Origin of the sequence: Allokutzneria sp. NRRL B-24872 (assembly GCF_002155965.1) — a bacterium.
Classification (GTDB): domain Bacteria; phylum Actinomycetota; class Actinomycetes; order Mycobacteriales; family Pseudonocardiaceae; genus Allokutzneria.
The window spans coordinates 31,698-54,203 of sequence record NZ_MUMH01000019.1 but is presented as its reverse complement, the minus strand read 5'-3'; the positions used below and the strand labels follow the sequence as shown (position 1 = coordinate 54,203).

At 67.5% G+C, this 22,506-nt stretch carries 20 protein-coding genes; 8 read left to right on the top strand and 12 right to left on the bottom strand.

The features are described 5' to 3' along the window. Nucleotides 1-141: 141 nt before the first annotated feature. Entirely contained in the window at nucleotides 142-3,810 is a 3,669-nt protein-coding gene (locus CCN37_RS05795; RefSeq protein WP_086819639.1) for a P-loop NTPase fold protein, read from the top strand. Between the two features lie 124 nt (nucleotides 3,811-3,934). Here the strand turns inward: CCN37_RS05795 and CCN37_RS05790 are convergent, their stop codons facing one another. From CCN37_RS05790 to CCN37_RS05780, 3 genes are all read right to left on the bottom strand, one after another. Further along, complete coding sequence (locus CCN37_RS05790) at nucleotides 3,935-4,756, bottom strand: helix-turn-helix transcriptional regulator (protein ID WP_168200530.1); 822 nt, start codon at nucleotides 4,754-4,756, stop codon at nucleotides 3,935-3,937. 100 nt (nucleotides 4,757-4,856) lie between these two features. Then, nucleotides 4,857-6,251 carry a hypothetical protein gene (locus CCN37_RS05785; protein WP_086819614.1) on the bottom strand — a complete coding sequence of 465 codons (1,395 nt, stop codon included), beginning with the start codon at nucleotides 6,249-6,251 and terminating at the stop codon, nucleotides 4,857-4,859. A 79-nt stretch (nucleotides 6,252-6,330) separates the two neighbouring features. After that, nucleotides 6,331-8,190, bottom strand: coding sequence for a PIG-L family deacetylase (locus CCN37_RS05780; protein ID WP_086819613.1), 1,860 nt, complete (start codon nucleotides 8,188-8,190; stop codon nucleotides 6,331-6,333). 147 nt (nucleotides 8,191-8,337) lie between these two features. Between CCN37_RS05780 and CCN37_RS05775 the strand changes: the two genes are divergently transcribed. The 3 genes from CCN37_RS05775 to CCN37_RS05765 are packed head-to-tail and all read left to right on the top strand — an operon-like array spanning nucleotide 8,338 to nucleotide 10,857. Then, nucleotides 8,338-9,555, top strand: coding sequence for an MFS transporter (locus CCN37_RS05775; protein ID WP_086819612.1), 1,218 nt, complete (start codon nucleotides 8,338-8,340; stop codon nucleotides 9,553-9,555). Beyond that, on the top strand, nucleotides 9,533-10,297 hold the full coding sequence (locus tag CCN37_RS05770; protein WP_086819611.1) for a MerR family transcriptional regulator: 765 nt from the start codon (nucleotides 9,533-9,535) through the stop codon (nucleotides 10,295-10,297). Before CCN37_RS05775 ends, CCN37_RS05770 begins: the two co-directional genes overlap by 23 nt. Next, entirely contained in the window at nucleotides 10,294-10,857 is a 564-nt protein-coding gene (locus CCN37_RS05765; RefSeq protein ID WP_086819610.1) for a hypothetical protein, read from the top strand. The genes CCN37_RS05770 and CCN37_RS05765 overlap by 4 nt, the downstream gene beginning before the upstream one ends. Here CCN37_RS05765 and CCN37_RS05760 read toward each other — a convergent pair. Next, nucleotides 10,802-11,602 carry an HAD family hydrolase gene (locus CCN37_RS05760; RefSeq protein ID WP_086819609.1) on the bottom strand — a complete coding sequence of 267 codons (801 nt, stop codon included), beginning with the start codon at nucleotides 11,600-11,602 and terminating at the stop codon, nucleotides 10,802-10,804. The genes CCN37_RS05765 and CCN37_RS05760 overlap by 56 nt on opposite strands. Before the next feature lie 37 nt (nucleotides 11,603-11,639). Here CCN37_RS05760 and CCN37_RS05755 point away from each other — a divergent pair, with 37 nt between their 5' ends. Together CCN37_RS05755 and CCN37_RS05750 are read left to right on the top strand one after the other, a co-directional pair. After that, nucleotides 11,640-12,500 carry an LLM class flavin-dependent oxidoreductase gene (locus CCN37_RS05755; RefSeq protein WP_086819638.1) on the top strand — a complete coding sequence of 287 codons (861 nt, stop codon included), beginning with the start codon at nucleotides 11,640-11,642 and terminating at the stop codon, nucleotides 12,498-12,500. A gap of 21 nt (nucleotides 12,501-12,521) precedes the next feature. Beyond that, nucleotides 12,522-13,337, top strand: a complete 816-nt coding sequence (locus CCN37_RS05750) for an alpha/beta fold hydrolase (RefSeq protein ID WP_086819608.1) — start codon at nucleotides 12,522-12,524, stop codon at nucleotides 13,335-13,337. Here the strand turns inward: CCN37_RS05750 and CCN37_RS05745 are convergent. The 6 genes from CCN37_RS05745 to CCN37_RS05720 all read right to left on the bottom strand — a co-directional run bounded on the left by CCN37_RS05745 (nucleotide 13,326) and on the right by CCN37_RS05720 (nucleotide 19,316). Beyond that, nucleotides 13,326-14,858, bottom strand: a complete 1,533-nt coding sequence (locus CCN37_RS05745) for an MFS transporter (RefSeq protein WP_086819607.1) — start codon at nucleotides 14,856-14,858, stop codon at nucleotides 13,326-13,328. The genes CCN37_RS05750 and CCN37_RS05745 overlap by 12 nt on opposite strands. Then, on the bottom strand, nucleotides 14,855-15,406 hold the full coding sequence (locus CCN37_RS05740) for a TetR/AcrR family transcriptional regulator (RefSeq protein WP_086819606.1): 552 nt from the start codon (nucleotides 15,404-15,406) through the stop codon (nucleotides 14,855-14,857). Before CCN37_RS05740 ends, CCN37_RS05745 begins: the two co-directional genes overlap by 4 nt. Nucleotides 15,407-15,588: 182 nt before the next feature. Beyond that, nucleotides 15,589-16,851, bottom strand: a complete 1,263-nt coding sequence (gene serS / locus CCN37_RS05735) for a serine--tRNA ligase (RefSeq protein WP_086819605.1) — start codon at nucleotides 16,849-16,851, stop codon at nucleotides 15,589-15,591. 82 nt (nucleotides 16,852-16,933) lie between these two features. Then, the gene (locus CCN37_RS05730) at nucleotides 16,934-17,401 is read right to left on the bottom strand and encodes a DUF350 domain-containing protein (RefSeq protein WP_086819604.1); all 468 of its coding nucleotides are present in this window, start codon (nucleotides 17,399-17,401) and stop codon (nucleotides 16,934-16,936) included. Nucleotides 17,402-17,468: 67 nt separating this feature from the next. Continuing rightward, nucleotides 17,469-18,635: a glutathionylspermidine synthase family protein gene (locus CCN37_RS05725; protein WP_086819603.1), complete on the bottom strand. Its 1,167-nt coding sequence runs from the start codon at nucleotides 18,633-18,635 to the stop codon at nucleotides 17,469-17,471. Further along, nucleotides 18,636-19,316 (bottom strand): hypothetical protein, encoded by a 681-nt coding sequence (locus CCN37_RS05720; RefSeq protein ID WP_371503640.1) that lies wholly within the window; start codon nucleotides 19,314-19,316, stop codon nucleotides 18,636-18,638. A gap of 165 nt (nucleotides 19,317-19,481) precedes the next feature. Between CCN37_RS05720 and CCN37_RS05715 the strand changes: the two genes are divergently transcribed. After that, on the top strand, nucleotides 19,482-20,561 hold the full coding sequence (locus CCN37_RS05715; protein WP_086819602.1) for a septum formation family protein: 1,080 nt from the start codon (nucleotides 19,482-19,484) through the stop codon (nucleotides 20,559-20,561). Between the two features lie 7 nt (nucleotides 20,562-20,568). Beyond that, a complete protein-coding gene (locus tag CCN37_RS05710) occupies nucleotides 20,569-20,919 on the top strand; it encodes a metallopeptidase family protein (RefSeq protein WP_086819601.1) in 351 nt (116 codons plus the stop codon). On the opposite strand, the gene CCN37_RS05705 is transcribed toward CCN37_RS05710, so the two are convergent. Together CCN37_RS05705 and pheA are read right to left on the bottom strand one after the other, a co-directional pair. After that, entirely contained in the window at nucleotides 20,916-21,536 is a 621-nt protein-coding gene (locus CCN37_RS05705; protein ID WP_246842833.1) for a histidine phosphatase family protein, read from the bottom strand. The two genes, CCN37_RS05710 and CCN37_RS05705, sit on opposite strands and share 4 nt — an antisense overlap. Further along, nucleotides 21,533-22,444 carry a prephenate dehydratase gene (gene pheA / locus CCN37_RS05700; RefSeq protein ID WP_086819600.1) on the bottom strand — a complete coding sequence of 304 codons (912 nt, stop codon included), beginning with the start codon at nucleotides 22,442-22,444 and terminating at the stop codon, nucleotides 21,533-21,535. Before pheA ends, CCN37_RS05705 begins: the two co-directional genes overlap by 4 nt. Nucleotides 22,445-22,506: the final 62 nt, after the last annotated feature.

Genomic DNA, 22,506 nt, shown 5'->3' with positions numbered 1-22,506 from the left:
GCTGGTATCAAGCTGAGCGCACCCGGGTATCGCAGCCGCCAGAAGCCTCAGGAAGGACTTACGATTGCGATCCAAAGTGGGAGTAACGGTCGGATACTGCACTAACGAGACAGAATCGTCCATTTGATTGCGAGGAAGCTTATGCCAAAGCCGACGGAATCAAGCAAGAGAGAGGACGTCTTTTCGGCCGCCACCACCCGGCTCCCTCGAGAAAGTAAAATCGATAAAATCGCGCCTCAGTTATCGGCATCCGATATCGTTCCCGATGCGGCATTAGGAAGCGCTGGAGCTGACGAATTTGAGCATACCGCAATAGCCGGGCGGGTAGCAGATTTAGCGAATAACGCCCAACTTCCAACAAACGTCGCACTTTTCGGACCATGGGGATCCGGCAAGAGTAGCTTCTTCGAGTTGTTGCGCCGCGAAATTGCGAAACGTGACGCAAAGATTCAGGTTGTACGATACGATGCCTGGAAATACGGCGGCGCCTCACTGAAGAAGAACTTCATTTCCTCAACAGCTCGCAGCCTAAAACTAAAGGACGAAGAATTCAATCGAGGCCTCTACGACAATCATAAGATTGTAAGGCTCGACTGGCGTAGCTTCTTCAAGAATAATTGGAAATCCCTTGCCTTCTTGACAGGGGCAGCTGCTTTCATATGTTGCGCATGGGTCGCAATCTTGGCGACTGCCGCTTGGGCAACTGAAAATGCTAGCTGGACAGCGGCCTTTGCATCAAAACTTCCAGGAACTATACAGACACTTGGAACGGCATTACTAGTTGTATTTGCCGGCCTGAAGATTCTCGATGCGGCAAAGATCACCGTGGATCAAACTGCACCTAGCGCCGACGAAGAATTTGGGGCCAGATTTTCCCAATTGGTTCAGAAATCTACCAAGGGTGGAAAATACCGACTTCTGATATTTGTTGATGAGCTGGACAGATGCTCCTCTTCTGACGTCGTCGAAACTCTTATCGGCTTGAAAACGTTCCTGGACCAGGATTCCTGCATCTTCGTAGTAGCAGCCGACCGTGATGTGCTCGAAGAAGCCCTGAGCAAAGATCTTCCTCATCCAAACCCGGTACGAGAGAATGACCCGTACTACAGCACGGCAGGCGCCTTTCTAGACAAAGTCTTTCAACATCAACTTTCGTTGCCTCCACTACGGCAACATACCTTAACCACCTACGCAAGAGGGCTAGTTGTCGACCGCGACGGCTTGTGGAGAGAACTTTCAACTGCTCAAGCCGGAGGCCGCTTACTGGATAACGTTGTGTACACTCTAATACCGTCGCACGTTCGAAGCCCAAGGCGCGTCAAGGTTTTGCTCAATAATTACGCTACAAACGTGCGTATAGCTCAAGCGCGCGGAATTTCGTGGCCAGCACGTGCAACAGAAATAGCGAAGCTGACAGTTCTTCAAACCGAGTTCCCGCCAGTGGCGGCTGACCTATTGGTTGAGCCCCGACTCCTTGAGCTAATTCTTGAATACTCCAATGCCGAATCTGCCCCCGACATACCTCATACAGAGCAGCAGTCGAGGATGCAAAGAAAGTATGTGCTCGAAAATTCTGATTCTCAACCAAATCCTGTTGATGATCAATCGGCTGGCGGACTGATTCTCCACAACGAGGACGAGAATAATGGGCAGCGTGCAGCGAGGCAGCGCGCCCAAGATAGGCTAAACGAACAACTGCGCAGATATCTCGAGCGAACAGAGGCAGCAGAGATCCCAAATCCACGGCCCGACCTACTATATCTTCAGGCCGCTGGCGCTGCGGAGGGAATTGTTGACGTTGATCTAAACTCGGCTATCGACCTCGCTGCCGAAGTCAGCCCATCCACAACCGTATCAGCTTTCGACTCGGCAGGAAAACAAGAAATCCAAGCCGCCATGAGAACGCTGGCTTCTCGATCCGATAGCCAGTTCGGCCCCGGTCGCGCAAACCTAGTGTCCGTCATATGCCAGCTTTCCGAGAAATTAGCATATGACGAGCTAGTGAGCATCTCCCCTGTTGTGGTGCCCAGCGTGCTGTCCGCCGCCCGCGGTGAGCTAATTCGGACTGAAATGCTCCCAGGCGCAGTAGCTCTTGCCTCCTTAAGTTCCAATGAGGAGCTCATTGGTCAACTAATCGACTTGGCAACCGTGTCGCCTGGAATCACGTGCCTTGATCGCATCATTCCTACCATGCCGACAATGCCAGATAAGGCTGCCGAGAAGCTTTGCTCTAAGCTTGGAGATTTATATACCGAGCATCCTGCTTACGTATACCAGGGACTCAAGGATCTTCCGATTGCAGCCGCACGTCTGCTTTGGTTTACACAACAAGAGAAAATCGAAGACGTACTTGAGGAAATTGGCAAGGTGACTCGTCCGGCTGCGTCTTCAGGTCAAAGTTCTGCAAGAGTACCCAATTCAGCGGAGCGGATCGATGCTTTATTCGATGCCCTGGATGAACGAAGCGAGACGAGCGCTGAGATACTCAAATCCGCGCTCAAGATGACTCTATATTTAGATCAACCTCCACTGTACGAAGTTGCGTGTCGACGCGCAAGAAGCGTCATCGACAGACTTAGCAGCCAGTTTATCTTCGATGTTGTGGAGCAGGCGATTTGCTCCTGCCCAGTCAAAGATTGGGTATTCTGGTTCTCGTTCGCCTCCGACGATAATTCAGCAACGGGTAGCGACGTTTCGGATGTAGTAACGAGGATATTTGAAGGCATCCCCGAAGCAACTCAAGACTCGCTCGACATCGCTCCGACTGTTGCTCAATACTTCGCCTCCCTTGGTGAGGTCCCCGCAGAGCTCAACGATAATCTGATTTTGTGCCTTTCGGAGGCTATCGCGCGTACAGCAGGCGGGACCAACCCGGCCATTGCGCAGCGCTTCACGCTATATATTTGCGCTAGCATCATCGCCGATCTGCTTAAGATAGATAGGCTTGCGGATTTAGTCGCAGACGAGCTTGTCGCCGATACTTTCAAAGCCGAACTGTCCATCGAAGAAGCCGGAAAAATCATACTTTGCTTGAATCACCTACCGGCGGAATCTTGCAGAAAGCTCAATGCGCACCTAAACAACGCGGACCTAAATGCGACGGGCACGCGCCTTCTGCTAGTCAGAATCCACATCGCGGCTCGGCGTGCTGGCAATGTTTCCATTCCCCTTGAGGTAAATAGGATGGAAACTCTTGTCAATGCAGAAGGCGCGGACGCGATTGTTGGTCAGTGGCTGCAAACTGGCCCCTCTATTGCTGACGTGATTCAAGTCATTGAGTGCGTGGCTGTCCCTAGTTCAGATTTTCTTCGCACATACTCAGAGAAAATTGATAAGCATGACAGATCACTCCTATGGAATTCGCTAAGCAACCTGAAGGAATCCGATGAGACACTAGAAGCCGTTGCATCTCTAGGTGTCGAGGCAGCGGTTGTTGAGCGCCTTCATACTATGATAGAAGAGGCTTCACGGCACGAGGATCGCAGTACGATCGTGAATCAACTACTGACGCTGCCGATACGCAAGAGTAGTGCTCTAGGTAAGCCTGTCTGCGAGCTTGCGGTAATGCTACTGAGTAGAGAAACCTCATCGGATGCTGCTCTAGCCGCGAAGATCATGATCTCCGCAGGCGGTCCAACATACGGCTACTCCGCGAAGTTACGCGAGATGTTCGATGCGGCTGCCACGAAGAGCAAGCGTTTTGTAAGCCCCTCAACCATAAAGACACTACAAGAACTAAAACTCTTGAGCACGCCTCGCAAGAAGAATCCGCTGAAAATAATTTCTGACTTAATCGGAATTGGAGAATAGCGCTAGCTCAAGCGGTCAGCGTGAGAGAGACTCAACCCTCGCGGCCAGCAACTTGAATTGACGTCAATGACGGTCGTTCCCGCCGACGCGCCCCGGATCAGCGAGCGGGTCGAGCAGGTGCTGCTCAGCCGATCTCGCCGAGGAGGTAGCCGATGAACCCGGCGGTCGCCGACGCGGGGAACGCCAGCGCGGCAAGGGTTTCCAGGCGTCGGCCGAGTTCGTCGAGCTCGCGGGAGCGTTGCAGGTAGAGGCAGCCGTCGCGGTGCGGGACGTAGCCGACCTCCATGTCCGGCTCGTCGAAGTGCAGCAGGGTGAACGGCCCGTCGACGCCCGGGTGCAGGCCGACCTTGTTGGGCACGACGCGGACGTCGATGTGCGGAGACTCCACGAGCGCCTGCACGTGCAGGAGTTGTTCGCGCAGCACCTCGACGCCGCCGATGGGCCTGCGCAGCACGGACTCGTCGACGAAGAGGCTGACGCCGAGCGGGTCCTCCGCGCGGCCGATGAGGTCTTGGCGGGCGACGCCGAGGGCCAGCAGCTGCTCGCGGCGCGTCTCGTCAGCGCCGACGCGCCAGTCCGCGGCGAGCGCGGCGCGGGCGTAGTCGGTGGTGCGCAGCAGCGGGTGGAAGGTGCTGGTGTCGATGCCGCAGAGCAGCGAAGCCTCGGACTCCAGGCTGAGGTAGGTGCGCTGGACCTTCGGCAGGTGCCGGTGGAAGGGCTGCCAGTAGCGCGGCCGGTCGGCCTCCTTGATCAGGTCGAGCACCTGGTCGCGGAGGTCGTCGGGGGCTCCGTAGATGTCGAGCAGGTCGCGCACGTCCCCCGGCTCGACCCGGTTCTGCCCGCTCTCGATGCGGGAGATCACCGCGGTGGAGGACTCGATCCGGCCCGCCACGTCGGTGTGGCTGAGCCCCGCGCGCTCCCTCAGCTCCCGCAGGATTCGGCCCACCCGGCGCTTGCGTACGGTCGGCGTGTCGGTCACAACCGATCATGTTTGTGGCGCCGGGTGGGACCGGACCAGGCCCGCCGGTGCGCTTCACCGGATCGGGTCAGTCGGCGAGCACCCTGCGGCAGGTGGCCATGAGCACGCCCTCCGCGCTCTGCGGGGTGGCCGGACTGGTGCCGACCGGCTGCGAGGAGGCGAGCGGGACGGGCCAGCCGAAGGCCATCATGCTGGTGCCCCGGCCGCTGAACTTGGGGTTCTCGTCCCACCCCGACTCGTAGTAGCAGGCCGGTCCCGGCCAGTGCCAGAGCACGTCGTCGGCGGGGACGTAGCCGGGGATCTCGTTGGCGTAGGCCATCACCCACAGCTTGCGGGTGGTCGCGGCGCGGGTGCCGACGTTGTAGCCGGAGAGCGCCTCACCGCCGAGGCCGAGGATGCCGAAGTCGCTGCCGAACTTCCAGCACTGCACGGGCACGTTGTAGACCACCGGCGTCGAGCCGTCGGCGAGTTCGCGGCGCATCGACTCGCAGAAGCGGGCCCCGGGGACGTCGCCCTCCTGGACCGCGCGGAGGCGTTCCTGCTCGTAGGCGGCGTCCAGGCGCAGCAGCACGTCCGGATTGGTGAGGTCTTCGGCAAGCGGCAGCCGCGCAGCGCGCAGGATCGCCTTGATGGGGCCGCGAAGCGGGCGGAGGCCACCGTCGCGGACGACCTTGAGCGCGCCCTCCGCGACCCGGGTGCCGACGTTGACCACGTCGGCGTCACCACCCATGCGGTCGGGGTTGCGGTCGCCTGCGGCTCCGTTGAAGAAGAAGGCGGGGCAGCCGAGCTGGGTCTCGATGAGCTTGCCCGCGACCCCGGGGAAGTCGCTGTCGAAGACGGGTTCGCTGCCCCTGGCGACCGGATGGCAGGCGTAGCCGAAGAGGGCGAGGAACGGGGCGTTGGTGCTTTCGCGCCTGGCGAGCAGCACCGGGACCTCGTCGGGCGACCAGCCGAGGCCGACGCGGTTGACGGCGGCCTTCGCCACGCCCTCGCCGTAGGAGAGGGTGACCGGGGTCGGTGCCTTGGCGACGGTTTCCCTGACCAGCGCGACGATCCGGCGGATGAGCCAGTCCGCGTACTCGTTGACCTCGTCGAGCTGGGCGCCGGAGAGCCCGTAGATGATGTACGGGTCGGGCTCCTCCGGCAGCGCGGGCCCCGAGTGCGTGTGGCTGGACTGGAGCATGAACGACGCGTTGCCGGTGAGACGCAGCTCGTTGACCACGCGGGCGCGAATCCTGCGCGACATGTACGTCGGCAGGTTGAGCAGGTCCACCCGCACCGCGATGAGCGGGTCACCCGTGGTCTGGCGGATCATCACGCACTCCGCGCGCAACGGCCGCGCGGTGGTGAAGTTCGGGTTGCCCCGGGGGTCCCAGCCGTATCCGGCCATCCACCTGTTGCGGGCCGTGTTGGGGCCCGGCGTGATGTCGGTTCGGGTGAACGCGACGGAGAATTCGGCCATGCTGTACTCCCCCTCGTTGCGAAGTAACGATCTACAAAGCTAGTGACGGTGGCGGCGCACAGCTAGCGCCACCCGAGCGTCAGGGGAGGCGTTGCCAGGCCGCGAAGGGCGCGTCGGCGCCGGGGGCGGTCTGAGCGCGCTCCCACACCCCGCCGTCACCGCGCTGCGCGAGGAGGCGGATGCGGCCGGAGCCGTCGAGGTGCGCGGCGAGGCCGGACTCCACCGCTCCGCCGAGGTCGGTCCACGACGTGAACCCACCGTCCTTTGTGGACTGACGAGCCGTGCTCACGCCGCCGGAGTCGTTGCGCGCGAACACGACCATGCGGCTGTCGGGCATCGGAGTGGTGACCGCCACCGGAGTGGTCCACCCCGTTCCGCCGAGGTGCGCGATCTGCGGGGACCACCCGCCGCCCGGCAGCTCGTATGCGGTGCCGAGCGCTCCGTCGACGTGCTCGCGGTTGAAGATCTGGACGCGTCCGTCGGCGTTGCTGGCCACTGCGGACGCGCCGACGCACTCGATGTTCGGGAATGCGGAGTCGAGCGCGAAGCCGACCGCGGCGGCCCGCCAACGCAGGGTTCTGCCGCGCCCGTCGGCGAAGACGTCGATCTGGCCGTCCGGGCCGAGGAAGGCCGAGAGGGAGTCCTGGACGTCGGGCCCACCGCCGAGGTTGCTCCACGCGCCGAACGAACCGCCCGGACTGGTCTGCGCGGTCGCGCTCAGCCCGCCGGAGTTGTTGCGGGCGAACAGGTGCAGCCTGCCGTCGATCCCCCTGACCAGTGTGGGCGTCGACGAGAACGCGCCGCTGCCCGGCGGACGGCTGACCGTGGACCACACCCAGACCGAGCCGGAGCGGAATGCCGTGCGCAGCTGGCCGTTGTCGAGGTCGAGCACGGCGACCTGAGGGCGGCCGTTCGCGTTGAGCGCGGCCGTGACGCGCGGCGCGTAGGAGCCGGAGCCCGCGAGCACGGGAGCCGACCAGCCGGAAGAATTCCCTTGCCACGCAAGGAGTCCTTCGGCGGTGACGGCGAAGACGTAGCCGGGGATCGCCCAGCCGCCGTCGACCGGCCAGCGGCGGTACACCCGGCGCAGGTGCGGGTCGAAGGTCGGGCCGGTCAACGGGTCGAAGTCCTGGAACCGTTGGAAGGCAGTGGTTTTCGTGTCCAGGAAGGGCTCGGGGACGCACTCCGGGAAGTGGTCGATGCTGTAGCAGCGGTAGGCGGAGATGAAGGCCCGCCCCCGGTACGCGCGCGCCGCCTTCATGGCGAAGTTCGCGGTGGCGACGTGGTCCTCGTGCTCACCGAGATCGCCGAGGTAGCGCGGGTCGGGAGTCGTGTCCTGGAGCCGGATCACGGTCGGCGCGAACTGGCGCATCAGCTCGGTGAGCATGGCGGTCAGCGAGTTGTGGTCGTAGCGCTGGACCGCAGTGATCGGGCCGCCGACCGGCACGAGGGTGTCGGTGGCGAAACCCGGGCGCGACCACAGGTTGGTCATCGCGTGGTCGTAGCGGTCGTCGAAGCCGTCCGGGATGTTCACGAACATCAGCTCGACGTGCGGCGCGGGGCGCAGGGTGTGCAGCTCGACCTGCTTGCCCGCGATCGTCACCGCCCTGCGCGTCCAGTCGTCCGCCACGCCCGCGAGCACCGCGTAAGCCGCGTGCATGCCTCGTTGCAGGTCAGCGGCGTACTGCTCGCGCGTCAGGTCGTCGGTGCCGTTGTACTCACCGGCGGTCAGGAAGACCGTGCGCGTGCGGCAGCCGCGAGCGATCCCCTGCTGGATGTCGGGGTTCATGAACAGCAGGTCGTCGTCGGGGTGCCCGACCACCGCCAAGTGCCGCTCCGAGTTGTCGGCCGCGAGCGCGAAGCCCGGTAAGCCGACCGTTCCGACCACCGCGCCGACTGCTCCGGCCGCGAGCAGAGTCCTTCGTTTGATACACGACATTCGTCGCTCCCCCCAGACAGAAAGTGACCCCCATCACTTCATCGAGTGTCGCGAGTTCGCCTGAACGGCGTGGGCGGTGTGGCGGAACCGTGACCAATCGGTGAGCGACTTGACCCTGACGCCGCGTCAACCCTCGACGCTGTCCGCATGAAGCGACTGGTGGTCCTCTTCCTCGGCGCGGAGACGTTGTCCCTGCTGGGCAACTCCATCGCCGGGATGGCCCTGCCGTGGCTGCTGCTCACCCGCACCGGCGACGCGGCGGCTGCCGGGGTCGTCACCGCGGCCACCGGAATCCCGATGCTGGTCGCGGCGGTCGCGGGCGGCGTGGTGATCGACCGGATCGGGCGGCGGCGGATCTCGATCGGCGCCGACCTGGCCTCGGCGGCGTGCGTCGCGGCGCTGCCCGTGGTGGACATGGTGTTCGGGCTCGACATCGGCTGGTTCATCGCGCTGGGCATCGCGGGCGCGCTCTTCGACATCCCGGGGATGACCGCGCGCGAGACCCTGCTCCCGGACGTCGCCAAGGCCACCGGGATGTCGCTGGAGCGGCTCAGCGGGCTCCGCCAGTCCATGGTCGGAGTGACCCTGATCGCCGGTCCCGCGCTCGGCGCGCTCGTGCTGACCTGGCTCGACAGCGCGACCGCCCTCTGGTTCACGGCCGCGACCTCCGCGGCCGCGGCGCTGCTGACCTGGCTGCTGCCGTCCGCGCTCGGCACCTCGACCCCTGCGGTGAAGCAGCACTGGGCGAAGGACCTCAAGGTCGCGGCGACGGTGCTGCGGAGCGAGCCCGTGCTGATCATGCTGACCGCCCTGTCGGCGGCGAGCGTGCTGGTCATGGCGCCGATGCAGATGCTCCTGCTGCCCGCGCACTTCGTCGCCGAAGGCGGCTCGGCCGGCCAGCTCGGTCCGGTGATCATGGCTTCGGCGCTCGGCATGATCGGCGGCAACCTGGTCTACGCGGCGGTCGGCACGAGGCTGTCCCGGCGCGGCTGGCTGACCGCGTCGCTGCTCGCCTCGGTCGGCGCGATCGCCTGGCTGGCCGCGCTTCCCGGCTACTGGTGGCTCGTCGCGGCCTCGGCGGTGCTCGGCGTGGTCAGCGGACCGATGCAGCCGCTGATGGTCGTGCTGACCAGCGAACGCGTGCCGGAGGAGGCGCGCGGGCGGGTGTTCGGCGTGCAGAACGCGGTGCTGCTGAGCGCGACGCCGGTCGGCACCTTCGCCGCGGGCTGGCTGATCAGCGGCTTCGGCGTGCACACCACCGGCACACTGATCACAGTGGTCTGGGCCGTGCTCGCGGTGGGCGTGCTGCTGCTCCCGGGGATGCGGGGGATGGAGGAGGTGCGTGTCGGTGCTGACCATCGGTGAGCTGGCCAGACTCGCTGGCACGACGGTGCGCGCGGTCCGGCACTACACGGCGGAGGGCCTGGTCGAGGAGCCGCCGAGGGACGCCTCCGGGTACCGCCGCTACGGCACCCAGGCGCTGATCACCGTCTCGCGGATTCGCCGCCTGCGCGATCTGGGCCTGTCGTTGGAGCAGATTCGCGGTCTGCTCGGCGAGAAACCGCGCTCGCTCGACGATGCTCTGTCCACTTTGGACGATGAGCTGGCCGAGCAGGAGCAGCGGATCTCCGCGCAGCGCAAGCGGATCGCGGAGCTGCGCGCGTCCACTCAGGACCCGGAGATCCCCGGCGAGCTGGGCGAGATGCTGCGCAGGCTCGAAGCCGCCGGGGTGGACCAGCAGTTGCTGCGCCGGGAGAAGGAGGCGGTGCTGCTGATCATCGTGACCGCGCCGGAGAGCGTCGACCGGCTGACCGAGGCCTACCGCACGCTGTGGAGCGAACCCGGTCATCAGGTGGCGATGGTCGAGTTCTCGCAGAGCTTCCAGTCGCTGGCGGACGAACCTGAGGACAGCCCGGAGGTCGAGCGCCTGGTGGAGAAGTTGTTGGCGGGCAACCCACGGCTCGCGGAGATGGCCCAGGGTGATCCCCAGGAGAGCACGGGGCCGATGGACGCGCTGTTCCTGGACTACGTCGACTCCTTCGCCCCCGCGCAGCGGAGGTTCATGCACGTCATCGCCGAGCGGGTGTCGAGGAAGGAGCCGCGGTGAAGGCCCTCTACATGGTGTTGCGAGGCAGAAAGGACGTTCCTGACGGCGGCACGGCCGTGCGCCACGCCGGTGAGTCCACGACCATCCTCGTCGCGCTGCTCGTGGCTTCGCTGGTGGAGATCGTCGCGGTGGAGTTCCTCGTGCCGTGGGCGACCGTGCGGTGGATCTTGCTGGTGCTCAGCATCTGCGGAATCTTCTGGCTGCTCAGCTACATCGCGGCACTCATCACCCGGCCGCACGTGGTCGGCCCTGAGAACCTGTTGCTGCGCAACGGAACGGGTTTGTCTTTGACGTTCCCACTCGCAGCGGTCCGCACAGTGCGCGCCGAGCGCAAGGGCAACCACGAGCGCCAGGTCGCGGTGGTCGGCGAGACGCTGAACATCGCGGCTGGCGACACCACGACGGTCTTCGTGGAGCTGGACCCGCCGCAGGAGTTCGACGGGCAGCTCATTCGTGGCGTCCGTTTCCACGCCGACGACCCACGAGCGGCCGTGCGACTCCTGGCTAGAACCAGCGCTCCAGCACCTGAGCCACCCCGTCCTCCGAGTTCGGCGCGGTGACCTCGTCGGCGGCCTCCACCGCGGAGGGGTGCGCGTTGCCCATGGCCACGCCGAGCCCGGCCCAGCCCAGCATCGCGATGTCGTTGGGCATGTCGCCGAACGCGACGACGTCGGCGGCAGTGAGGCCGAGCCGGTCGACCACGAGCTGGAGCCCGCTGGCCTTGGTGACGCCCTTGACCACCAGCTCGATCAGCCCGGAGCCGATCGAGAAGGTCACGTCGACCGCGTCGTCGAGCACGGCCTTGGCGGCGGTCGCCATCTCGTCGCTGGTCATCAACGCGTTGCGGACCAGCAGTTTCGTCGCGGGCTTGCCGAGCAGCTCATCGCGCGGCGCCAGCACCGACTCGTCCATCGGCCACGCGTGCACATAGCCCTGCTCGGCGAGGAAGCACTGCTCCGAGGAGCCCTCGGCCCGCTCCACCGCGAGCGCGCTGCCCGGGATGGCCTTGAGCACCGCCTCCGCCGCGTCGCGCAGCAGGACCGGGTCGAGCGAGTGCTCGCTGAGCGCCCGGTCCTCGGCGAAGTCGTAGACCATCGAGCCGTTGTTGCAGACCCCGAGGCCGTAGAGGCCGAGCTGGTCCAGGATCGGCCGGGTCCACCTCGGCGGCCGCCCGGTCGAGATGACGAACACCGCGCCCGCGTCCACGGCGCGCCGCACGACGGCTGCCGTGCGGTCGCTGACCCGCTCCAGCGGGGTGAGCAGGGTGCCGTCGGCGTCGGAGGCGATCAAGCGCGGAGTCGTCACACGCCCATCCTGCCCAATCCGCGATAGCGTGGTCGGAGTGCGCTTCGGAATCGTGATCCTCCCTGATCAGCCCTGGTCCCAGGGCGGCGATCGCTGGCGGAGGGCGGAGTCCTACGGCTTCGACCACGCCTGGACCTACGACCACGTCGCCTGGCGCTCGCTCGCCGACGGCCCGTGGTTCGACGCCGTGCCCACGCTGACGGCCGCCGCGCTCAGCACCTCGCGCATCCGGCTGGGCACGCTCGTCGCCAACCCGAGCATCCGGCATCCCATCAGCTTCGCGCGGCAGCTCATGGCGCTGGACGACATCTCCGGCGGCCGCTTCACGCTCGGCGTCGGCGCGGGCGCCTCCGTGCTGGACCCGACGATCCTCGGCGAGACCCCGCTGGCCCCACGTGCGCTCGTCGACCGCTTCAGCGAGTTCCTGGAGCTGTTGGACGCGCTGCTCACCACCGACCGCGTGAACTTCTCGGGCGAGTACTACAACGCCGTGGACGCCCGCACCTTGCCCGGATGCGTGCAGCAGCCCCGAATCCCGTTCCTGGTCGCCGCCAACGGCCCCCGCTCGTTGCGGCTCGCCGCGCGCTACGGCCAGGGCTGGGTCACCACCGGCCCGAAGTCCGACGACCTCGAAGCGTGGTGGAAGGCCGTCGCGGAGCTGATCGCGCGGCACCGGGACCTCACCGGAGAGTCCATTGTGGACAGAGCGCTCACGCTCGACTCCGCGCCCGTCTTCTCACTGTCCAGTGTGGACGCTTTCGAGGACGCCACCGGGCGCGCGGCCGAGCTCGGCTTCACCGACGTCATCACGCACTGGCCCAGGCCGAGCGACTGGTACGCGGGCGACATCGACGTTCTGGAAGACGTGGTGACGAGCGTCATTCCGCGCTACCGCTAGCCGGGCGTAGCGTCCGAGCGCATGCGGAGCGGAGTGCTGGACCTCGGACAGGTCAGGTTGGCGTGGACCAGCGAGGGCCGTGGCGATCCGATCGTGTTCGTCCACGGCTCCTGGGACGATCACCGCAGTTGGGACCGCGTCGCCACGCCGATCGCCGAGCACTCCACCGTGATCCGCTACGACCGGCGCGGCCACACCGCCAGCACCGCTCCGCGCGGCCAGGGCAGCATCCTGGAGGACGTCTCCGACCTGCTCGCCGTCGTGGACTCCGTGGCTGGCGGCCGAGCGCACCTCGTCGGGCACTCCTACGGCTCGTCGATCGTGTTGCTGGCGACCGCGAAACGCCCTGAGGCCGTGCGCAGCGTCCTCGTGCACGAGCCACCCCTGTTCGCCGCTCTGTCCATCAAGGACCCTCTTGCTGACGAGCTGCGCCTGGCCGCCGCGCAGCGGATGCGCGAGGCCGCCGAACTGCTCGGTTTCGGCGATGTCGAGGCGGGCACGCGGACCTTCGTCGAGCACGTCGGCTTCGGCGAGGGCAGCTGGCTCGGCCTGTTCACCGCCGAGCAGCGCGCCACCATGATGGCCAACGCCGAGACCTGGCTCGACCAGTACCGCGACCCCGACCGCCTGGCCGTCGACGCGTCGGCGCTCGCGGGCCTCGGCGTTCCCGTCACCGTGACCACCGGCGGAGACACCCTGCCGATCTACCGAGCCGTCGTGCGCGCGATCACCGAACAGCTCCCCGAGGCACGGGTGCACGTGATCCCGGGCGCCGGGCACGCCCCACAGCTCTCCCACCCCACGGCCTTCGTCGAAGCCGTCCGCTCAGTCCTCTGACTTCTCGCGGAGGACGAACCACGACAGCGTGGCGGCGCTGATGAGGAGTGCGGCGGCGACGCCCGCGGCGACCACGGCGCCGTTGACGAAGGCGTGCCGTGCCACGTCCACGAGCTGGGCGGCCTGCTCCGGCGGGAGCTTCGGCGCGGCGGCGAGCGCGGCGCCGATGGACTCCCGCGCTCCGGCGTACACGTCCTGCGGGAGCACGGGCGCCAGCACGGCCATGCTGTTGCGGTAGACGATCGAGGTGGCCGAGCCGAGCAGCGCGATGCCGAGCGCCGCGCCGAGCTGGTAGGCCGTCTCCGACAACGCCGACGCCGCCCCGGACTTCTCCTTGGGGGCCGCGGTCAGCACCAGGTTCGCGTTGACGGTGAACGCCAGTCCGGCGCCGCCGCCCGCGGTGAACATGACGAGGCCGACGGTCCACGCGCTGGTGTCGGGTTCGAAGCCGAGCGCGATGCACAGGCCCGCCGCGATCACCACCAGGCCGATCGAGGTGGCCTTCCGCGCCGACCAGCGGTGCGCGATGGTGCTGGACATCAGGCCGCCGGTGACCGCGCCGACCGTGCCGGGCAGGTTCAGCAGGCCGGAGTTCAACGGGCTGTAGCCCTGAACCAGTTGGAGGAACTGGGAAAGGATGAACGAGGCGCCCGCGAGGCCGAGCACGGCGAGCAGAGTGGACATGATGGCGCTGCTGAACTTCGGGTTCCGGAACAGCCGTATGTCCACGAGCGGGTGCGGGATCACCATCTGCCTGCGGCAGAACCAGACCAGCGCGAAGACACCGAGCGCGGCGACGGGCAGCGCGAGCGGCTGCGCCCAGCCGTAGACGGTCAGCTCCTTCACGCCGTAGACCACCGCGACGACGCCGATCAGCGAGGCGAACACGCTCGGCAGGTCCCAGGCTCCCGGAACCGGGTCCTTGGACTCCGGCAGCACCCACAGCCCGACGCCGATGAGCACGATCATCACCGGCACGTTGATCAGGAAGACCGAGCCCCACCAGAAGTGCTGCAGCAGCACGCCGCCGACCAGCGGGCCGAGCGCGGCGCCCGCCGAGGCCATCGCGCCCCAGACGGCGACGGCGAACCCGCGCTCCCTGGGGTTGGTGAAGATGTTGCGGATGATCGACAGCGTCGAGGGCATCAGCGTCGCACCGGCGACGCCCTGCACCACGCGCGCCAGGATCAGCAGGTTCGCGCTCGGGGCGAAGGCGGCGATCGCGGAGAACAGGCCGAACCCGGCCGAGCCGATCAGCAGCAGCTTCTTGCGGCCGACCCGGTCGCCCAGCGTGCCCATCGTGACCAGCAGCCCGGCCAGCACGAAGGCGTAGATGTCGCCGATCCACAGGATCTGCGTGCTCGTCGGCTTCAGGCTCTCGGTGAGGTGCGGGATCGCGAGGCTGAGCACCGTGGTGTCCAGCGACACCAACAGGATCGCCAGAACGAGCGTGGCGAGGGCGATCCACCGGTGCCGAACGCTCACCGGGCTGGTCTCGGGGACGGAGGACAAAGCGGTCACTCGGTTTCTCCTCGCGTGACGCCACCCACCAGCAGGTCGATGACGGCGCGGGGGTTGTCGTTCCCGGGCAGCCTGCCGGCGCGGGCCGCGAGCGCGGCGGCGAAGAGCAGGCTGGCGAGCGCGTCGACCATCCAGGTCGCGGGCAGGTCGCCCCGGAAGGCTCCGGAGTCCTGGCCGCGCAGGAACAGCGCGGTCAACCGCTCGTCGAGGGCGTGGAAGCCTGCCTGGAACTCGGGGGTGGTCGCGTCCAGCGGCTGGGTGGTGACGAAGCGGAACAGTTCGGCGACCGGGGTCAGCGCCACGACCACCCGTTCCAGGGCGGCCAGCGGAGCACCGGTCTCCGGCCTCGCGGTCGTCAGCGCGGCGACGGTCTCCCCGAGGCCCAGCCAGAGCAGCTGGTCCAGCAGGGCGTCGCGGTTCGGCACGACCCGGTGCAGGGTGGCCCTGCTGATCCCGGCGGCCTCGGCGACCTCGGTCATGGAGGCACCGTGGTTGCGCACCAGCAGCGACGCGGCCGCGCGCAAAACCTGGTCCCGATCGGTCACCACGGCGGGACGCTAACACGGTTGAGACAGCGGCGTCTCAGTAATGCGGAGAACGTTCGAAACTCATGATCTTGCATCGGCGGGGAGTCCGCACGCAACACCGCGGCCGAGTTCTTCAGAGGTCTCTCAGACGGCGGGGGCGGTGTCCGATGTGGACACCGCCCCCGACGTGCGAGTACGCGCTCTCAGCGGATCGGCTCCAGCACGTCCTTGCCGAGGTACGGCCGCAGCGCCTCCGGCACCCTGACCGAACCGTCGGCCTGCTGGTGGGTCTCCAGGATCGCCACGATCCAGCGGGTGGTGGCCAGCGTGCCGTTCAGCGTCGCCGCGATCTGGCTCTTGCCGTCGGCGTCGCGGTAGCGCACCGACAGCCTGCGCGCCTGGAACGTCGTGCAGTTGGAGGTCGAGGTGACCTCGCGGTAGGCCTGCTGGCTGGGCAGCCACGCCTCGCAGTCGTACTTGCGGGCCGCGCTGCTGCCGAGGTCGCCACCGGCGACGTCGATCACCCGGTAGGGCAGCTCGACCTTGGCCAGCATCTCCTCTTCCCAGGCGAGCAGCCGCTTGTGCTCCTCGTGCGCGTCCTCCGGGCGGGTGTAGACGAACATCTCCACCTTGTCGAACTGGTGGACCCGGATGATGCCCCTGGTGTCCTTGCCGTAGGAGCCCGCTTCACGGCGGAAGCAGGTCGACCAGCCCGCGTAGCGCTTGGCGCCCGCGCTCAGGTCGATGATCTCGTCCGAGTGGTAGCCCGCGAGCGGAACCTCGGAGGTGCCGACGAGGTACTGGTCGTCATCGCGCAGCCGGTAGACCTCGCTGGCGTGGGCGCCGAGGAAGCCGGTGCCCTCCATGATCTCCGGGCGCACCAGCACCGGCGGGACCATCAGCGTGAAGCCCGCGCCGATCGCCTGCTGCGCGGCCAGGTTGAGCATGGCCAGCTGGAGCTGCGCGCCGACGCCGGTGAGGAAGTAGAACCGCGAGCCCGAGACCTTGGCCCCGCGCTCCATGTCGATGGCGCCGAGGCGCTCGGCCAGCTCCAGGTGGTCCTTGGGCTCGAAGTCGAACTCGCGCTTCTCGCCGACGTGCTTGAGCACGACGTAGTCGTCCTCGCCGCCGTGCGGGGCGCCCTGCTCGACGACGTTGGAGACGCGGCGGTGCGCGGCGGTGAACTCCGCGTCGGCCTCGTGCTGCTCGGCCTCGGCGGCCTTGACCTCGTTCGAGAGTTCCTTGCCCTTGGCCAGCAGCGCGGTGCGCTCATCGCCCTGCGCCCGGCCGACCTGCTTGCCGAACTGCTTCTGCTCGGCGCGCAAGGTGTCCGCGCGGGAGACCGTGGCGCGGCGCCGCTCATCGGCGGACAGCAGCGCGTCGACGAGGGACGGGTCCTCGCCCCTGGCGCGCTGCGAATCGCGTACGGCTTCCGGATCTTCGCGGAGCGTCTTGAGGTCGATCACACCTGGTGAGCTTAGTGGTGGTGAAAACCGGGAATCGACGGACCGCCGATTCCCGGCTCTCCTTGATCGACTGAGTGGTGCGCTAGCTGATCGCGACGGCCACCACGAGGCCCAGCGCGAGGTGCGCGGAGGCCACCACGAGGCTGGCCGGGGTGTAGACCTCGGAGCGGATCAGGTTGCCGATGTCGATCCGGGTCACCCACTCCAGCAACCGCACGGCGAGCACCTGCACGATCACCCCGACGAAGCCGAAGATCAGCGCGGAGAGCAGGCCCTCGGACAGCTTGCCACCGGCGTTGTTGATCACCACGACGACGATGAACGCCATGCTGATCAGACCGGCGGAGGTGATCACGACCGCGTTCGGCGCGCCGTCGCGGACGAGCTGGCTGAGCTTGCCGGGGGTGGTGAGGTCGATGGCGTAGAAGCCGACGAGCATGAGCAGCAGGCCGACGACCGCGTACAGCGCGATGGCGCCGACGCCCCGCAGGAGCGCTCCGCCGAAGCCCTCCTCCAGCGCCAGGGCAGAGACGGCGAGTTGGGTGGTCACGAACTTCCTCCTACGACGGAGCCGGGAAGACTCCCTGACTGTCCATTATGGATGGTGATGGGCGAACTCATGACTCGGGAATGCGGTGCGGCACGAACGCCGCGCCGTCGTCGGTGACCAGGCCGACGGTCTCCCGGATGCCCAGGCCCGCCGAGTGGTCGCCGACCACCCACGCGCCCAGCACCGGGCGCATGCCGTCGAACTCCGGCAGCGGGTCGAAGAGCTGGTAGACGAAGCCCTCCTTGCCGTACACGCCACCGGTCTCGTGCTCCATGCCGGGAGCGACGATCTGGATGTTCGAGCCCTCCCGGCCCAGGCGCGGCTTGCGCACGTACTCGGTGAGGAAGCCGGGCTCGTCGAGGAAGCAGGGCAGCAGGTTCGGGTGTCCGGGGTACATCTCCCAGAGCACCGCGAGCAGCGCCTTGTTCGAGAGCAGCATCTTCCACAGCGGCTCGACCCACAGCGTCCCCGGCTGGGTCTGCACCGCGTGCTTGCCGAACGGGTCGTCGACGACCCACTCCCACGGGTAGAGCTTCACCACGGTGGACATGACGTCCTCGCGCAGGTCCACGAACCGCTTGAGGTCGGGGTCCCAGCCGATCTCCTCGATGGCCAGGCCGACCGTGTCCAGCCCCGCCTCGGCCGCGGTCTCCTGGAGGTAGGCCGCGGTGACGTGGTCCTCACCGCTGGAGTCCGCCGCCGACCAGGTGAAGTGCACCTGCCCGGCGGGCAGCCGGTCGGCGAGCTGGCTCCAGCGCTCCACGAGCTTCTCGTGGATGGAGTTCCACTGGTCGTCGCCCTCGTGGGTGTCGGTCAGCCAGTGCCACTGCACGACCGCCGCCTCCAGCAGGGAGGTCGGGGTGTCGGCGTTGTACTCCAGCAGCTTCGCCGGGCCCTTGCCGTCGTAGCGCAGGTCGAAGCGGCCGTAGAGGTGCGGGTCGCCGCGCTTCCACGAGTCCGCGATGGCGGGCCACACCCACTCCGGGAGGCCGAAGTCGCGGTAGCGCTCCGTGGTGACCACGTTGTCCACCGCGTCCAGGCACATGGAGTGCAGCAGCTCGACGTCGGCCTCGACGGAGAGGACCTCGTCGAGGCTGAACACGTAGTGCGTCGACTCGTCCCAGTACGGGCGCTGCACGCCGCCGGGTCCCGCGGCCGGACTGCCGAACACCAGGCCCTGTTCCGCGACCTTGCGCTCCCAGTCCGCACGCGGCTCGGAGGTCTGCCTGTGCACTCAGCTTCCTCCGCTGCTGCCGCTGGTCCCGCTGCGGACGCCGAAGCCACCGCGCTGGACGGACTTGCCGGACGGGGTCGAGATGTTGGCGCCGCTCGGCTTGATGGAGCTGCCGCCGGTCACCTTCTGCCCGATCGCCCCGGAGCCGCCGTAGTTGTAGCTGTACTGGCGGCCACCGCCGCCGAGGTAGATGAACGTGCTGCCGCCGCCGCTGCTGTAGCCGCCGTTGGAGCGCGCGTAGTCGTCGTCGCAGTACTTGTCGTCGACGACGGTGTTGGTGTTGTCCACGCAGCGCGCTTCGACGTCGTCCGGCTGCGACGCGGCGTACCAGATGGCGACCAGTGCGACGACGCCGACGGAGACGCCACCGCCGATCAGCAGCCGCTTGCGCAGCTTGGCCTTGCGGGCGGCTTCCGCCTCCTCGGCCTCCCTGCGCGCACGCGCCTCGCGCCGCGCGGCCTCGCGGGCGCGCTGCTCGGCGACGGTGGGCGGCCTGGCCCTCGTCGTGCCCGGGTCCTGGAAGTTGATCTGGCCGCGCTTCGGCCTCGCCGGTGTCTCGACCGGTTTGGCCTCCGCCGTCGGCTGGTCGGCTGGCTCGGACCCCGTCGGCCCCTGCTGGGCCGGCGGCGTCTGCTTCGGCTCGGGCGGGTGCTCGCCGCCCGGCGTTTCGTTGTTCGTCATCAACCACTCCCGAGCGGCACCGTACCGAGGTCCTGGGTGTGACGTACGACAGTGGCCAAATAGCAACCCAGGTCACCCGGATAGACGCTTGGATTGGCCGGAACGGGCATCATGGGGTAGATGCCGTTAGCCCCTGCCGTCCAGACCCGCGATCGGACCCACCGCATGGATCACACCCAGAGCACCCGCAGAGTCATGGCGGGCGCGTTCGCCGGTGCGCTGCTCATCCTGGTGGCGAGCACGGCGTTCGGCTGGAAGCTCGGTTCCTCCGCAGCCAGCGACGGACCGGGGCACGTGCTCGCCGACGCCCCGCCCGGGACCTGCCTGAACTGGACGAAGGCCGACGCGAGCGACGTCACCAAGATCGGCTGCGAGAAGCCGCACCTGTTCGAGCTGACGCTGACGGCCGACATGTCCACCGACGCCAACTTCGGCGACGAAGCGGCCTTCCCCGACGACCTGCGGTGGGCCCAGATCGGGCAGAGCTGGTGCTCGGAGAAGTCCGTCGAGGTGCTGGAGGGCCGGCTGGACCCGGCGGGCAGGCTGAGCGTGAGCGCGCTCAAGCCGACCAAGAAGAGCTGGGACAACGGCGACCGCAAGCTCTGGTGCGGCGTCCAGGCGGCTGGCCCGTCCGGCGTGCTCTACCCGATCGTGGGCAGCGCGAAGGCCATCGACCAGTCCGACGTGCACTCCGTCGGCCTGTGCGTCGGCATCAGCGGTCGCGCCGTCGCCGACCCGGTCGCCTGCGACAAGGCGCACGCCTACGAGGTGGTCGGCGTCGTCGACCTGGGCGCGCACTTCCCGTCGGAGTTCCCGGACGAGACCAAGCAGAACAACCTGCTCGGCGCGCAGTGCCCGAAGCTGGCCGCCGAGTACGCCGGTGGCCCCAACGCGGTGGAGCAGAAGGGCCTGACCGTCTACTGGGACACCCGCAAGCAGGACAGCTGGATGGCGGGTTCGCGCAGGGTGGACTGCAAGGTCGGCACGCAGCTGCAGGACAAGTCCGGGCTCGCGCCGATCAGCGGCAGCGTCAAGGCCGGTGCTCCCGGCAAGGTCGACATCGGCAAGGAGCCCGCGCTGCCGCAGATCCCGATCGCGCCGCCGGGTGCGCCCGCACCGCCCGGCTCGCCGGGCACGGACGTCACCGACCAGCTGGAGGACGTGTCCATCGACCAGCAGGGCGGCGGGCACGGGCCGGACGGCTCCGCCCCGCCCACGCCGTCCACCTCGCAGGGCGGCGGCTGATCCGCCGATGCCCGTCGAGATCTCGCGGCTGCGCTTCGACGAGCTGGTCGCGGAAGCGCTGGACCTGATCCCCTCGGAGCTGGCCGCCGCCATGGACAACGTCGTGGTGCTGGTCGAGGAGCGCAATCCCGACGAGCCGACGCTGCTCGGGCTGTACGAGGGCGTCGCGCTGACCGAGCGCACCTCCACCTACGGCGGCGTCCTGCCGGACCGGATCTTCGTCTACCGCGAAGCGCTGATGGACTTCTGCGCCGACGAGGACGAACTGGTCGACGAGATCGCCGTGACCGTCGTGCACGAGATCGCCCACCACTTCGGCATCGACGATCACAAGCTGCACGACATGGGCTGGGGTTAGGCGATGAGCTGCTCGTCGGGCCAGGAGAGGCAGCGCCAGCCGTCGTGGTCGACCTCCAGCACCACCCGCGCGGTGTTGGGCAGGAGCCACCGGCCCGCGGTGATCTCGTCGAGGTCGGCGACGAGCTGCCCGGCGATGAAACGGATCACCCCGGCGTGGCTCACCAGCACCACCGTGCCCTCGGCGTGCGTGCTCCGGACGCGGTCGAGCGCTTCGACGTAGCGGTCGCGGATCTGCTGTCCGGTCTCGCCGCCGCCGGGCATGGCGCGGTCGAGCTCGCCCTCCATCCACGCCTGGTAGACCTCGCGGTAGTTCTCGACGGCGGGCTGGTCGGAGCGCCCTTCCAGCTCGCCGATCTGCACCTCGTGCACCCCGGGCAGCACGACCACGTCCAGCCCGTGCGCGTCGGCGATCGGCGCGGCCGTCTCCTGGGCGCGCGCGGCCTCGCTGGCGTAGACCGCGATCACCGGCTCACCGGCGAGGTCGAGGCCGACCTCGAGCGCCTGCCTGCGCCCCTCGCCGGTGAGCGGCGGGCCCGGCAGCTTGGTGTCCAAGATCAAGTCCACATTGGACTGGGTTTGCCCGTGCCTGACCAGTACGACGCGCAGACAGCTCACGCCCGCCCTCCAGAACGGATGTCGGCCAGCCAGGCCGCGGCGTCGGTGAACGCTTCGTCGGAGCCGCTGGAGCCGCCCTCGTCGGCGCGCGGGAAGGAGCCGAGGAAGCGCACGTCCTGGCAGTGCCGCCGCAGCGCCGCCAACGCTTCGCCGACGTGCGCTTCGCCGACGTGGCCGCCGAAGTCGAGGAAGAACCGGTACTCGCCGAAGCTGCCCTTGATCGGCCGCGACTCGATCCGGGTGAGGTTCACCCCGCGCAGCGCGAACTCGTTGAGCACCCGCGCCAGCGAGCCGACGGAGTCGCCGGTCACGACGACCACGGTGGTCCGATCGGCGCCGGTGGGCGCGGGCACCTCGCCGGGGCGGCGGACCAGCAGGAAGCGGGTGACCGCGTCCTCCACGTCGGCGACCTGCCCGGCGAGCACGTCCAGGCCGTAGCGCTCGGCGGCCAGCGGAGCGCACACGGCGGCGTCGGCGGCGCCGTCGCGCACGGCGACAGCGGCGGCGGAGGTCGAGGTGGTCGCGGACTGGGCGGCTTCGGGCAGGTGGACGCTCAACCAGCGCCGGACCTGCGCGAGCGCGTGCGGGTGGCTGGTGATGGTCCGGACGTCCTCGGCGCGGACACCGGGGCGGACCAGGATGTCGAAGCGCACCGGGAGCATGGTCTCGGCGACCGCGACCAGCGGCGTGCCGTCCACGAGGGCGTCCATCGTCGAGGTGACCGAGCCCTCGACGGAGTTCTCGATGGGCACGCAGGCGGCGTCGCGCTCACCGGAGCGGACGGCGTCCAGCGCGGCGGCGACGGACTCGGCGGGGATCAGCTCTGCGGGGGCTTCGTCGGCGAGCAACTGGCGCACGGCCTGCTCGGTGAACGTCCCCTCCGGACCTAGGTAAGCGATGCGCGGCACACGCTCCACCTTAGGTGGCATTTCAGTGGTCAGCGGGCGAATGGGCTGCGGCCGAACGGGTC